16 protein-coding genes are annotated in these 13,016 nt (G+C 58.6%); 6 read left to right on the top strand and 10 right to left on the bottom strand.

Annotated features, from left to right (window positions below; genetic code table 11):
• Positions 1-142: 142 nt before the first annotated feature.
• Complete coding sequence (locus tag QO005_RS05940; protein WP_307157063.1) at positions 143-607, bottom strand: Lrp/AsnC family transcriptional regulator; 465 nt, start codon at positions 605-607, stop codon at positions 143-145.
• A 166-nt stretch (positions 608-773) separates the two neighbouring features.
• On the opposite strand from QO005_RS05940, the gene QO005_RS05935 reads away from it, so the two are divergent.
• The 3 genes from QO005_RS05935 (at position 774) to QO005_RS05925 (ending at position 3,522) form a co-directional block, all read left to right on the top strand.
• A complete protein-coding gene (locus QO005_RS05935) occupies positions 774-1,493 on the top strand; it encodes an aspartate/glutamate racemase family protein (RefSeq protein WP_307157062.1) in 720 nt (239 codons plus the stop codon).
• 171 nt (positions 1,494-1,664) lie between these two features.
• A complete protein-coding gene (locus tag QO005_RS05930) occupies positions 1,665-2,273 on the top strand; it encodes a TetR/AcrR family transcriptional regulator (RefSeq protein ID WP_307157061.1) in 609 nt (202 codons plus the stop codon).
• An 85-nt stretch (positions 2,274-2,358) separates the two neighbouring features.
• On the top strand, positions 2,359-3,522 hold the full coding sequence (locus tag QO005_RS05925) for an MFS transporter (RefSeq protein WP_307157060.1): 1,164 nt from the start codon (positions 2,359-2,361) through the stop codon (positions 3,520-3,522).
• 6 nt (positions 3,523-3,528) lie between these two features.
• Here the strand turns inward: QO005_RS05925 and QO005_RS05920 are convergent, their stop codons facing one another.
• Positions 3,529-3,930, bottom strand: a complete 402-nt coding sequence (locus tag QO005_RS05920; RefSeq protein WP_307157059.1) for a winged helix-turn-helix transcriptional regulator — start codon at positions 3,928-3,930, stop codon at positions 3,529-3,531.
• Between the two features lie 129 nt (positions 3,931-4,059).
• Between QO005_RS05920 and QO005_RS05915 the strand changes: the two genes are divergently transcribed.
• A complete protein-coding gene (locus QO005_RS05915) occupies positions 4,060-4,932 on the top strand; it encodes an SDR family oxidoreductase (protein ID WP_307157083.1) in 873 nt (290 codons plus the stop codon).
• Between the two features lie 188 nt (positions 4,933-5,120).
• Here QO005_RS05915 and QO005_RS05910 read toward each other — a convergent pair whose 3' ends face one another.
• Positions 5,121-5,873 (bottom strand): pyridoxine 5'-phosphate synthase, encoded by a 753-nt coding sequence (locus QO005_RS05910; RefSeq protein WP_307157058.1) that lies wholly within the window; start codon positions 5,871-5,873, stop codon positions 5,121-5,123.
• 320 nt (positions 5,874-6,193) lie between these two features.
• Here QO005_RS05910 and QO005_RS05905 point away from each other — a divergent pair, with 320 nt between their 5' ends.
• A complete protein-coding gene (locus QO005_RS05905) occupies positions 6,194-6,889 on the top strand; it encodes a MerR family transcriptional regulator (protein WP_307157057.1) in 696 nt (231 codons plus the stop codon).
• Positions 6,890-6,980: 91 nt separating this feature from the next.
• Here the strand turns inward: QO005_RS05905 and QO005_RS05900 are convergent, their stop codons facing one another.
• The 5 genes from QO005_RS05900 to QO005_RS05880 form a co-directional block, all read right to left on the bottom strand.
• Positions 6,981-8,111, bottom strand: coding sequence for an ATP-dependent DNA helicase (locus QO005_RS05900; protein ID WP_307157056.1), 1,131 nt, complete (start codon positions 8,109-8,111; stop codon positions 6,981-6,983).
• A 142-nt stretch (positions 8,112-8,253) separates the two neighbouring features.
• Positions 8,254-8,655: a nitrile hydratase accessory protein gene (locus QO005_RS05895; RefSeq protein WP_307157055.1), complete on the bottom strand. Its 402-nt coding sequence runs from the start codon at positions 8,653-8,655 to the stop codon at positions 8,254-8,256.
• Positions 8,642-9,301 (bottom strand): nitrile hydratase subunit beta, encoded by a 660-nt coding sequence (gene nthB / locus QO005_RS05890; RefSeq protein WP_307157054.1) that lies wholly within the window; start codon positions 9,299-9,301, stop codon positions 8,642-8,644. The genes QO005_RS05895 and nthB overlap by 14 nt, the downstream gene beginning before the upstream one ends.
• Positions 9,298-9,927, bottom strand: coding sequence for a nitrile hydratase subunit alpha (nthA, locus tag QO005_RS05885; protein WP_307157053.1), 630 nt, complete (start codon positions 9,925-9,927; stop codon positions 9,298-9,300). Before nthA ends, nthB begins: the two co-directional genes overlap by 4 nt.
• Positions 9,928-9,941: 14 nt before the next feature.
• Positions 9,942-10,544, bottom strand: a complete 603-nt coding sequence (locus QO005_RS05880) for a LysE family translocator (RefSeq protein WP_307157052.1) — start codon at positions 10,542-10,544, stop codon at positions 9,942-9,944.
• Between the two features lie 390 nt (positions 10,545-10,934).
• Here QO005_RS05880 and QO005_RS05875 point away from each other — a divergent pair, with 390 nt between their 5' ends.
• A complete protein-coding gene (locus QO005_RS05875) occupies positions 10,935-11,780 on the top strand; it encodes an aldo/keto reductase (RefSeq protein ID WP_307157051.1) in 846 nt (281 codons plus the stop codon).
• Between the two features lie 243 nt (positions 11,781-12,023).
• Here QO005_RS05875 and QO005_RS05870 read toward each other — a convergent pair whose 3' ends face one another.
• Entirely contained in the window at positions 12,024-12,284 is a 261-nt protein-coding gene (locus tag QO005_RS05870) for a hypothetical protein (RefSeq protein WP_307157050.1), read from the bottom strand.
• 140 nt (positions 12,285-12,424) lie between these two features.
• A complete protein-coding gene (ilvN, locus tag QO005_RS05865) occupies positions 12,425-12,997 on the bottom strand; it encodes an acetolactate synthase small subunit (protein WP_307157049.1) in 573 nt (190 codons plus the stop codon).
• Positions 12,998-13,016 lie beyond the last annotated feature (19 nt).

The following is a 13,016-nucleotide window of genomic DNA, read 5'->3' as shown; positions in this document are numbered from 1 at the left end:
AAAATGATCGGCATTTCCTGCACCTTTCCTCCTACTCAGACACAAAATACGCCTTGCAGAACACCCATCCTGATTGAGTTTTGACCCTAGGGCATCGGACCGAAGAGCGGGAACCGGTTTCCGGAAAAGACAAAGTCTGGAATCACACCGCATAATCCACCGGCACGGCTGATCCGGCCTTCATCGTTTCCATGGAAATCGAGGCTGTGACGTCGAACAATTCCAGCCGCCGCACGAGGCGGCGATAAACGACGTCATAATGCTCCACACGCGGCAGAACAATCTTCAGAATATAATCATAGTGGCCGGTCAGCCGATGCGCCTCGACGATCTCGGCAATGTCGCCTATGGCGCGGCGGAACTCTTCCGTCCACTCATCGGTGTGATGGGCCGTCTTGACCAGGGCATAGACCGTGGTCGGCAGTCCGATCTTTTCCCGGTTGAGCACAACGATGCGCCGCTCGATATAGCCCGCTTCCTCCAGCCGCTGAATACGCCGTGAACAGGCGGAGACAGAGAGCGCAACACGCTCTGCCAGATCGGAGACGGCAATCGTCGCGTCTCGCTGCAGCATATCGAGAATCTTCCTGTCCCTCTCGTCCAGCACGCCTAATTCTCCCGCCTGAAAAGCACCCTACGCAAACACATCCTGCCAATATAAAATTTTGCGCCTCATCTTTGCAAGAATAGAAGCGGAAGCACCTCACTTTGCAAACCACAGGCGCGCCACTGGCGGCATTCTGGATTTATCCAATCAAGACAAGGGGAATGCCATGCGGATGATCGGGCTGATCGGTGGAATGAGTTTCGAAAGTTCGGCGGTCTATTACCGCCTGATCAACGAGGCGGTACGCGCGCGCCTTGGCGGCCTGGCTTCGGCGGAAATCGCGCTACGCTCGGTCAATTTTGCCGAAATTGTCGGCTACCAGACCTCTGGCCGCTGGGATCTGGCTGAAAAGGCGCTGTGCAATGCCGCCATCGGCCTTGAAAAAGCGGGAGCGGAATGCATGCTGATCTGCACCAACACCATGCATCTCGTGGCAGACAAGGTTGCAGCCGCCACGCCTGCACCGCTCATTCATATCGTCGATGAAACCGCCGCCGCCATCAAATCCGCAGGCCTCCGCCGCCCGCTGTTGCTGGCCACGCGCTACACCATGGAGCACGGCTTCTACACCGAGCGCATGCAGAGCCTTGGCCTCGCCCCGATGGTGCCGGACGCCGCAGACCGGCAGATCGTTCATGACGTGATCTTTCAGGAACTCTGCGCGGGCGAGGTCAAGGAAACATCCCGCACCGCCTATCTGGCCATTATCGACAAGGCAAAGGCTGCCGGAGCGGACTGCGTCATTCTCGGCTGCACCGAAATCTGCCTGCTGCTTGACCCGGACCAGCTTTGCCTGCCGGGCTTCGATTCCACCCGTATTCACTGCCAGGCCGCCGTGGATTTCGCCCTTGCAGGCGAGATCCTGCCCATCAGCAAGGTCGCCTAGCTCTTCGTTTTTACGCATTTCCAAACGGAAAAGCGGTTTCCACTTTTCTCGGGACGATGTTCTAAGCTCCCGAAATCACCCGGGCCGATCACCCTACGGATCGCCCGGGTGATTTTTTACTTGATTTGGAAACGATCATTTCCTATTTGTCGGACAAATAGGAAAACCACCATGAACCAGATCGACAAAACCAGACCTGCGGGCCGCCCGCGGGAATTTGACAGGGACGAGGTGCTGGATGCAGCGCTCTCGGTCTTTTCCGAGCATGGCTATGAGGCTACCTCGATCAGCCTGCTGAGCGAGGCGATGGGGCTGACCGCCGGCAGTCTTTACAAGGCCTTCGGGGACAAGCGCGGCGTCTTCCTGGCCGCTTTTGAACGATATCGGCAGGTGCGCGGCGCACTGCTTGAGGCGAGGCTTGCGGGTTGCCGCACCGGGCGGCAGGCTGTGGAAGAGATTTTGCGTTATTACGCCGATTGGTCCCACGGCGAGGACGGGCGGCGCGGCTGCATGGTGGTGGGCAGCGCCAATGATCTTGCCAATCTGGATCAGGAGGCCGCAGACCGCGTGGCCCGCGCGGTGCGGGAAAATGAGGAGCGCATTCTCACTCATATTCGCGCCGGGCAGGCGGATGGGTCCGTGCGAGCCGATCTCGATGCGGAAAGCCTTGCCCGCACCCTGCTCTGCTTAACGCTTGGCATGCGCGTCGTGGGCCGCACCGGCCCTGATCGTGACGCCATGGCGGCAACCGCCGCCATTGCCCTGAAACTTCTCGATTGAATCCGATTGCGAGCCTCATGCTCGAAACCCCGAAAGATCTGTCATGACCATACATGCCTCGGAGCTTCACTCAAAAAGCACAGAGATGACGCCGCTGCTGACCTTCGTCTTCGCCCTCTCCTGCGGATTGCTGGCGGCAAATCTCTATTACGGTCAGCCGCTGGCTGGTCTGATCAGCGCCGATCTCGGCTTCTCGCCGCAGGCCACCGGCCTCATCGTCACGCTTTCCCAGCTTGGCTACTGTCTGGGCCTGTTCCTGATCGTGCCGCTGTCGGACTTGATGGAAAACCGCAGGCTGGTGCTCATTCTGCTCTTGCTCGCTTTTCTGGGGCTTGGCGGTGCCGCGCTTTCCGGCAGTCCGCTGCCCTTTCTCGCCGCAAGCTTCGGCATAGGGCTGGCATCGGTCGCTGCGCAGGTGCTGGTGCCTTTTGCCGCCAGCCTCGCGCCGGAGCATAGCCGCGGCCGGGTGGTTGGCAATGTCATGAGCGGGCTGCTCACAGGCATCATGCTGGCGCGGCCCCTCGCCAGCTTTGCAGCGGAAATCAGTTCCTGGCACATGATCTATGTCGCGTCTGCCGCAGCGATGCTGATGCTGATCGCGCTGCTGCGAACCACGCTCCCGAAACGCGAACTGCCACATCGACTGAGTTACGGGCAATTGCTGTCCTCCATGGGGCACCTTGCGCTGACATCGCGTATTCTGCAGCGACGCGCCCTTTACCAAGCTGGCATGTTCGGTGCTTTCAGCCTGTTCTGGACGACGACGCCGCTGCTGTTGGCTGGCAACGGCTTCAATCTGAGCCAGACCGGAATTGCACTGTTTGCATTGGCCGGAGCCGCAGGCGCGATCGCCTCCCCCATTGCCGGGCGGTTGGCCGACAAAGGCTACGCCCGTCAGGTGTCCATCCTGGCCATGACCCTCGGTATTGCCGCCTTCCTGATGTCGCTTTACGCCGTCAAGCTCTCTCCCGTTCCGGGTCTGGCACTGCTGACCTTCGCCGCCATTACGCTGGATTTTGGCGTGCAGGCCAATCTCGTCAGCGGTCAGCGCATCATCTTTTCGCTCAACCCCGAACAGCGCGGACGGATGAACGGCATCTACATGGCCACGTTCTTCCTCGGCGGCGCCATTGCCTCGGCGCTGGGCGGCTGGGCCTTCGCGTCCGGCGGCTGGGAAAGAACGGCCCTTATCGGCCTCGCCTTTCCCACCGCCGCACTGGCTCTGATGCTGACGGAGAAACGTGGGTAACTTCTGTCAGTTGTTTTCCGCATCGAAGCGCTGGCGAGCCTCTACGACGGCCGCATGGTTGGCCAGCGCAAAATCCACGAGCGATTGCAGGGCATCCACAAGGGCACGCCCGAGCGGCGTCAGCCGATATTCCACACTGGGCGGCTTGGTGGGAAAAACCTGCCGCTCGACATAACCATCGCGTTGAAGATCCCGCAATGTCTGGGTCAGCATGCGCTGGGAAATATCTGGCACGAGACGGCGCAACTCCCCGAACCGATAGGGTTTTTCAGCAAGCGACCCCAGCAGCAAGGTCGACCATTTATCGCCGACCTGGGAAATGACGGACCGGACGGGGCACACGTCCTCAAGGTCCACAACGGAGGATCGTCTGGCAACCAATTGAGCGAGATTGACCTGTTCCGTCATCGTTTCCTAGTTCCCTTTCTGTAACCAAGCGCGGCAAAACTGCCTTCTTTACATCCCATGGCGAATGACGGATGTAAAGCTGGTCTCAAAAAGAGAGCTATAATTCGCAAGGTTTCCGAAAGGAAGGATATTATGAGCAAGATACTCGTCACGGGCGCATCCGGCAAATTGGGCACTCTCGTGATCCGCCATCTGCTGAAGACGGAAAATGTAGCCCCCGGTAATATTGTCGCTGCCAGCCGCGATCCCGCAAAGCTTGCGGCGCTTCAGTCAGAAGGCGTGGAAACCCGGCGCGCCGATTTTACCGATCCGGGCAGCCTCTCGGAAGCCTTCAAGGGCATCGACCGGCTGCTGATCATCAGCACCGACGCCATCGGCAGCCGCGTGCCCCAGCATGAAGCAGCGGTGGCCGGCGCCATCAAGGCTGGCGTGACCCGGCTCTTCTACACCTCGATGTTTTCGCCGGAGACGTCGAAGGTCTCCTTTGCACCGGAACATCAGGCCTCGGAAGCGGCCATCAAGGCCTCAGGCCTCGCCTACAGCATCTTCCGCAATGGCTGGTATATGGAAAACCTGTTCAACGGCCTGCCTGCGGCGCTGGCCAGCGGCAACTGGTACAATGCAGCCGGTGAAGGCGGCACGTCCTATATTGCCCGCGACGACATCGCCCGCGCCATGGCTGCCGAACTGGCCAATCCGGCTGACCAAAGCACCATCTACACGCTGAGCGGCGGACACGCCTATAGCAAGGCGGAAATTGCCGCCCTGGCGCGGACCATTACCGGCAAGCCGCTGGCGGTGGTGGATGTGACCGAAGAACAGCTCGCAGGCGGCTTGAAAGCTGCCGGCATTCCGGAAGCCTTCATTCCCGTCATTGTCTCCGTCGAGGCCGCCACCCGCGCCGGCAATCTCGCCACCGTAACGCCGGATGCCGAGAAACTCGCCAGGACCCCGCTGCAATCGCTGAAGGACTTTCTGGAAGCCAACAAGGCCGCCTTATAGCGCTTTTCGATCTGATTGAATCAGATCGGCGCTCTAACGTTTTATTTTTGAAGCATAATTTTATCGATCCTCGTTTCACTCCGGTCGAATTATGCTCTAGGCTGACACTCAAATACAAAAGCCGGTCTCAATCTTCTTGACCGGATCGGCTTTTCAGGACCGGTGAGCCAGTCCCTGCCCACGCCCCACTATACTGGCTCACCGCACGCATGGCGGAAACGGCGCACCGTTTCCGCCATGCCGTATTCCAGCGCATCGGCCGTCAGACCGTGACCGATGGAAACCTCCGCAAGATGCGGAATACGCCGTGCCAGCTGAGGCAGATTGGCAACCGTCAGATCATGGCCGCCATTGACGCCAAGGCCGTACGCCTTGGCGAAATCAGCCGTTTTCCCCAGTTTTTCCAAGAGCTCCGTCGCCCGCTCCGGAGCATCGTAGCAGCCGCCATAGGGACCGGTGTAAAGTTCGATGCGATCCGCGCCCGTCGCCTTTGCGGCCTCGACAGCGGCCTTCTCACCATCTCCATCGGCAAAGAGGGAAACGCGCATGCCGCGTGCCTTCAGCCGGGACACCACTTTCGTCAAAAAATCGCGATGGGCGGCAAAATCCCAGCCATGATCCGAGGTCGCCTGGGCAGGATCATCCGGCACCAGCGTCACCTGCTCTGGCTCATTGGCCTCACAGAGTGCGAGGAATTCCTCCGTCGGATAGCCTTCCATGTTGAATTCGGCACCGGGAAATTCATCATCGATCAGCGCCCGCAGAATGGGCAGGTCGCTGAAACGGATATGCCGCTGATCGGGACGCGGGTGAACGGTCAATCCGTGCGCGCCAGCCCGAAGCGCAAGCCGCCCGAAATGGGCAACATCCGGCCAGGGAAGATCACGGCGGTTGCGCAGCATGGCAATGGCATTGAGATTGACAGACAGCTTTGCAGGCATGGATCAGGTCCGTTCATCATGTGGTTCAGGCCATTCCGTCGCAAGGGCGGAAAATCAGGCTCCGGAGCCTGTCTCTAAAGCCAGACGCAGGAAAAGGCCAATGAGTTTATAAGATGGAAAAATCGAATTTGATGATGGTTGCAGTGCAATACATCCTGAAGGAGAGGAATAAATCCCTCAAAACCATGGGTTTGAATTTTAGAGAAAATGATGATAACAAGATAAACAGTGCTTTACCGTGAGTCGGGGATAGTTTTGAACGGTCAGGTTCTTGTGAGCTTTGCGTGAAACGGGGCAATCAACGCAAAAGGAGACAGCGCATGGACGGACACAGGGAGTCCATTGAGCTGATTGCAGACTACCCACCGCCGCCGGGCAGCGGCCAATCCTTCCTACCCTCCGTCCCTTTACCGGAGGATGTGCCATCGGAACCCGTCGGGATTTCGGACATGGCCAATCTCTTTGGGGTGACCCATAGAACCCTGCATTTCTACGAGGAAAAAAATCTTCTCTCGGCAAGCCGGATCGGGCTGATGCGCGTCTATTACCATCGCGACATTGCCCGCATGGCGGTGATCAATACCTGCCGGGAAACAGGCATGCCCGTGGCAGCCATTCAGGACCTGATGGCGGACCTGGCCGAAGCCGTGACACAGGCCGAGGCCGACAGGTTGCTGAATGATGCGCTGGAGGCCAGGAAACGGGAACTGGTTTCCGCCCAATCGCTGATCCTTCGGCAGATGCAGCAGATCAACGCCCTCATGACACGGGAGAGGACTGAGGAGGAGGAGCCGGTGACGCGGCTTGCTCCGCATGGCATCGAGCTTTCGGACATGGAGCATCATTGCCTGAGCCTGATGGCGGAAGGCTATACCCAGCTTCGGGTGGCGCGCAACATGCACCTGACGCCGGAAGCGGCGCAGGCGCTGGAGCAGAGCATCATGCGCAAGCTGAAGGCCACCAACCGTTTTCAGGCGGTGGCAAAGGCGGTGCTACTGGGGCTGGTCGCCTCCTGACCGGAGCACAAAAGCCAATGGTTAGAGCATTTCCGGAGGGAAATCGGTTCCCACTTTTCTCGGGACAATGCTCTAACAGATCGGCAAACACTCACCGAACGACGGTCAGCGTCTCGGCGGCACGGGTGACTGCGGTGTAGAGCCAGCGCTCCCGCGTATCGCGGAAAGCCCAGCTTTCATCAAACAGCACGACATTGTTCCACTGCGATCCTTGCGCCTTGTGCACGGTGAGCGCATAGCCGAAATCGAACTCGTCATAGCGCTTGCGGGTCGTCCACGGGATTTCCGTTTCAAGCTCTTCAAAGGCGGCCTTCAACAATTTGATCTTGGCGGCGCCGCGATCCATATCGTCGTCTTCCGGCTTGATCAGCAGGTTGATGCCGGGCTTCACCGTCTCGCGGGAGGAACTCATCACCTGCCACAGCGAGCCGTTGAGCAGGCCCTTGACCTGATCGTTGCGCAGGCAGACCAGCTTGTCACCCGCCTGCGGATAATCAGCGGTAAAGCCCTTCAACTCCCGCAGGCGCTTGTTATAGCGCCGCCGCGTCTTGTTGGTGCCGACCAGCACCTGATCGGCTCCCAGCACCAGATCCTGATTGACCTCGTTGCGGGAAATCACCCGCGCCGTGCTGCCATAATCCCCATGCATGATCTCCTTGCCCTCGCGGATCTGCATGGCAAGCTGGATGATGGGGTTGTCGCGGGCCTGACGGTGGATTTCCGTCAGCAGATAATCCGGCTCCTGTTCGGTGAAGAAGCCGCCGCCGGAAACGGGCGGCAACTGCCCCGGATCGCCCAGCACCAGGATGGGCGTACCGAAGCTTAACAGATCGCGGCCAAGCTGCTCGTCCACCATGGAGCATTCATCGATGACGATCAGCGCCGCCTTGGCCACCGGGCTCTGGCGGTTGATGGAGAACATCGGCGAGATCGAGGTCTTGCCCGTCTCCTCATCCTCCACCGCCTCTTCGCCGCGCGGGCGATAGATCAGCGAATGAATGGTCTTGGCGTTGGACGCCCCACGAGAGCGCAGCACCTGCGCGGCCTTGCCGGTAAAGGCGGCAAACAGCACATCGCCATCCACATGCTCGGCAAAATAGCGGGCAAGCGTCGTCTTTCCCGTCCCGGCATAGCCGAACAGCCGGAAAACCGGTGACTTGCCCTCCTTCAGCCATGTGCTGACAGCTTTCAGGGCTTCATCCTGTTGAGGCGCGAATTGCATGGCTCAGGAGATGTGCGGATTCGAGCGGCAATTGCAAGAAGAAAAGGAGAACATTACAGCGCCGTGCGCCATATATGGCGCACAAGGTTCGCTGTAACACTTTAAATCTGCTGCATAATTTTATCCTGAAATCGATTCCGATTTAAGGAATTATGCAGTAACCGCCGTGATGGGTCCGCGCCGGATCGTTTTCCAAAAGAATGGGCCTTCCATGCGGCGTGGCTTCCGCTGCCCGCTGCCAGCTTTGTTGAAGCGCCAGCACGGTTTCAGCATCCGCAAAGCCCTTTGTGATCAAAAGCGCGGTCAACGCCGCCACCCAGGCATCGAAATAATCGGATCCATCCGCTTTACGCTCGGGCCTGTGCAATTCGGAAGAAAGCATTTCGGCCCACTCGCCCCATCCGAAATGACCGCCATCATGGAGATGGACTGTCAAGGCAAAGGCTTCCGCCTGCCAGGGCTCGGCGAAAACGGGCTCGCCCGCTTGTGACACGGGAAGGCCAGGCGAAGAAATAAACCTTGAAAACTGTTCACACTGGCTCAAGATAGCTCTCCCAGGCGTCGATGGAAATGGTGAGCGTCGGATCGGCTCCCTCGCCCCAAATCTCACCGGCGTCGAACACGATGGTATAGACCCATTGCGGATTTTCGCCCCGCCCATGGGCATTGTCATCGGCAAAGACGAAACCGCCCTGAACGGCCTCCACCACAGCCGTCTTGCCACGGGCATAGCGCGGCAGCCGTGTATGGGTGGCAGGATGGATGTTGCGGGCGCGCACCCGTTGGCCCACCGCGAATTTCGGTGGTGTCTCCACCGGCCTGTCGCTTGGACCGCCCTTGGCCAGAACGCCAGCCACCATATCCGCCTTCAGCACCCGCTTCGGCGCGGCACCCGGTTGAAGATGCTGGCCGGACAACAATTCCTCCCGCGTGGCAAAGCCGTGGCGCGCCAGCAGCATGTCGATGCCGCGAATCCAGATCTCGTAATAGCTGGCGGCAAGATAATTGGCAGGCGGAATATTTTCCCGCGCATGGCGGCTTTCATCCAGCGTCCAGGCTCCGAAGGCGCCACAGCACAGCGTGATGCCCAGTGCCCGTTTTTCCCATTCCGCATGAAAAAGCGGCTCGTTCACCTCAGGCCGAATGGGGCCGAACCCCATTTGCCCGCCCAGATCATGGGGGCCGTTCATGCCACCTCTCCCGGCAGCAACGCTAACCCCGTGCCGATCATGGAATTGCGGGTGACAAGGGCGGCCAACTCCTCCTGGGAATAATCCTCCGTCCCGGCGGGCCGTTCCGGCACCACAAGATAGCGCAGTTCGGCGGTCGAGTCCCAGACCCGGATTTTCTTCTGCTCCGGCAGCTGAACGCCAAATTCCGTCAGCACGCCACGCGGATCGATCACGGCGCGGGAGCGGTAGGCAGGCGCCTTGTACCAGACCGGTGGCAGGCCCAGCACCGCCCACGGATAGCAGGAGCAGAGCGTACAGACGACGATGTTATGCGTTTCCGGCGTGTTGAACACGGCGCGCATATGCTCGCCCTGCCGCCCGGTAAAGCCGAGGCTGGCAATGGCCGCCGTCGCATCGCGCTTCAACCAATCGGCAAAATCCGGTTCTGCCCAGGCCTTGGCCACCACCGCCGCGCCATTGCGTGGGCCAATTCGGGTTTCATAGGTCTCGACAATCGCATCGATGGCGGCGGGATCGATCAGGCCCTTTTCCGTCAGCAGCGTTTCCAGGGCCCGCACACGGGCCTGCATGTCGGAATAGTGGTTGTCGTGATCGTGCTCACGGTCGTGATGATGATCGCCCATCCTCGCCTCCTTTTTCAGCGCAGCATTGGCCAAAGGCTGGCGACCAGCAAGAGCGCCATGGTGATATTGAACCATTTCAGCCGCTTTGGCACCGAAAGCCAATCCCTGAGCGCCGAACCGAAACCCGCCCAGGCCGAAACACAGGGCACATTGACCAGCGCAAAAACCAGCCCAACGATCAATACGCTCACCCAATAGTTCTCAAGGCTGGTATAGGCCGCCATGCCGGAAACCGCCATGACCCAGGCCTTGGGATTGACCCATTGGAAAGCGGCGGCAGCAAAAAAGCCCATGGGCTGCCCCTCGCCCGCGGCCCCTTCCTCTGTCTGCAAGGAGCGGGATGAGCCGATTTTCCAGGCAATCCACAACAGATAAAGTCCACCGATCACCTTCAACGCGGTATAAAGAACCGGCACGGCAGTCAGCAAGGCACCCATGCCGAAACCGATGCACAGCAGCAGAAACAGAAACCCGGCACCAATGCCCAACATATGCGGAATGGTGCGGCGAAAGCCGAAATTCACGCCCGAAGCAAACAACATCATATTGTTGGGGCCGGGCGTAAAGGATGTGGTGAAGGCAAACAGAACCAGGGCGTAGAGTGTCTGATACGTCATTGCGTTTCCTGTCCCTGCTCGGATTTGATTATTTAGGTCAACATAACTGACCTATCGGCAAAAGCAACCACGTTGAGAGCAATAGCCTCTTCCACAAAGTCGGGTGAAGAGACCGAAGGCTTTCAAAACTTGCTGAGAGCGCTTTTCGATCTGATTGAATCAGCTCGGTGCTCTAACGTTTTTTTCGGAAGCATAATCTTGTCGATCCTCGTTTCACTCCGGTCGGATTATGCTTTACAGCGCCGTGCGCCATATATGGCGCACAAAGGTTCGCTGTAACGCTTTAAATCTGCTGCATAATTTTATCCTTAAATCGATTCCGATTTAAGGAATTATGCAGTAGGGTCCTGGCGCAGGTTGCCATGACATTCACCCAGAGGAGAAAAAGCCATGGATGACAACGCCCCCGTGATCACGCTGAAGAACGGCCTCGACCTTCCGGCTCTCGGTTTCGGCACCTGGATGATGGGAGAAAATGCCGCCCATGCGGGCGACGAGGTGAAGGCCGTGCGCCGCGCCATTGAGCTTGGCATGCGGGTGATCGACACGGCGGAAATGTATGCCCATGGCGGCTCCGAACGGATTGTCGGAGAGGCGTTGCAAGGCCTTCGCGGTGAGGCCTTTCTGGTTTCGAAAGTGCTTCCCTCCAATGCCTCCTACAACGGCGCTATCCGCGCCTGCGAGGAAAGCCTGAAGCGCCTGCGCACCGATCAAATCGATCTCTATCTTCTGCACTGGCGCGGCGGCACCCCGCTCTCCGAAACCGTATGGGCCTTTGAAACGCTGAAGCAGCAGGGCAAGATTGCCGCCTGGGGTGTTTCCAATTTCGATGTGGAAGATATGGAAGAGCTGCTGTCGCTCGAGAATGGCGAAAACTGCGTGGCCAATCAGGTGCTCTACAATCTTTCCCGCCGGGGCATCGAATACGATCTTCTGCCCTGGTGCCAAAGCCGCAATATTGCCGTCATGGCCTACTCGCCCATCGAACAGGGACGGGTGCTGCACAGTCCGGAACTGATCCACATCGCCAAGGCGCATCAGGCGACCCCGGCGCAGATCGCCCTGGCTTTTCTGCTGGAACGGGAGGGTGTGATGCCCATACCGAAAACGTCAAATCTCCAGCGCCTTGCGGAAAACGCCGGGGCTCTGGAGATTGAACTGACGGAGGATGATCTTGAGCGGCTGGACCGGGCTTTTCCGCCTCCCGTCAGCAAAATGCCACTCGAAATGATTTAGGGTGTGTGGACATTCGCCCTTGAGCGGGCTGCAAACGGCAATTTCCTGCGCTTCCGGTGCTCATGTACTCAAGTACACTCCGCTCCGGTTCTCGAAAATCACCGTTTTCGCCACGCCCAAAGCCGAATGTCCACACACCCTAGAGCATTGTCCCGAGAAAAGTGGAAACCGGTTTTCCGTCCGGAAATGCGGAGAAACAAAGACTTAGAGCATTTCGGTGTTTCCGTGAAACACTGAAATGCTCTAGCCCTTTAGACATGCAGCCAGGTCGGCGGCATTCTCTTCTTCGCCATCCGGACCGAAGGCATCGTAGCAATCGGCGGTCCATTCGCTATGCGCATCGATCATAACGCTTTGCTGCTGATGAATATCCGGCAGGCGCGAAGTCTTTTGCGCATTCACCTGAATAAAAGCCGGCTCGGCCTTGAACTCAAACAGTTCCTTTGCTGCAAGACCAGCCGGAACCGTCAAACCCGCAATAAGGATGATCACTGCTTTCTTCATGGCAGGCTCCCTGTGTTACCTGCCAGTTAACGCGGTGTTTACGTTTTTGTTCAATCACCCAAAGATCACGGTTTTTCACGAGATGCAAAAAACCGCCCGTTCCTATGAACGGACGGCCCATACTTCAAGATACCGAAAACTTACATGCCTTGCGCGCCACGGTTCATGGCGGCAATGCCGGTGCGGCAGACTTCATTGAGGCCAAGCGGCTTCATGATCGAAACGAACTGATCGATCTTCGAAGACTTGCCGGTGATTTCAAAGATGAAGTGATCCACTGTCGCATCCACCACCTTGGCATGGAAAGCATCGGCCAGCCGCAGCGTCTCGGCCCGCATGTCGCCTGTGGACACCACCTTCACCAGCGCCACCTCGCGCTCGATGGGCCGCTCCTGTCCGAGCTGACGGGCGCGAACCGTCAGATCCACCACCCGGTGCACCGGCACGATGCGCTCCAGCTGCGCCTTGATCTGCTCCAGCACCTGCGGCGTGCCGCGCGTGACGATGGTAATGCGCGACAGATGCGCCTCATGCTCGGTTTCGGAAACGGTGAGGCTTTCGATGTTGTAGCCACGGCCCGAGAACAGGCCGATCACGCGGGCCAGAACGCCCGGTTCGTTATCCACCAGCACCGAAAGCGTATGGCTTTCGATGGCGGCGGTTTCGGTGGCGATGAAATAGGCGGAGCCGGTCGGCTGTAGATGTGCGTTCATAATCTTAAAATCCCCCTGA

This window comes from Allorhizobium paknamense, assembly GCF_030815125.1.
In the GTDB taxonomy this organism is placed as follows: Bacteria; Pseudomonadota; Alphaproteobacteria; order Rhizobiales; family Rhizobiaceae; genus Allorhizobium; species Allorhizobium paknamense.
Note: the sequence above shows the minus strand (reverse complement) of the source record. Positions and strands in the feature narration are given on the sequence as shown.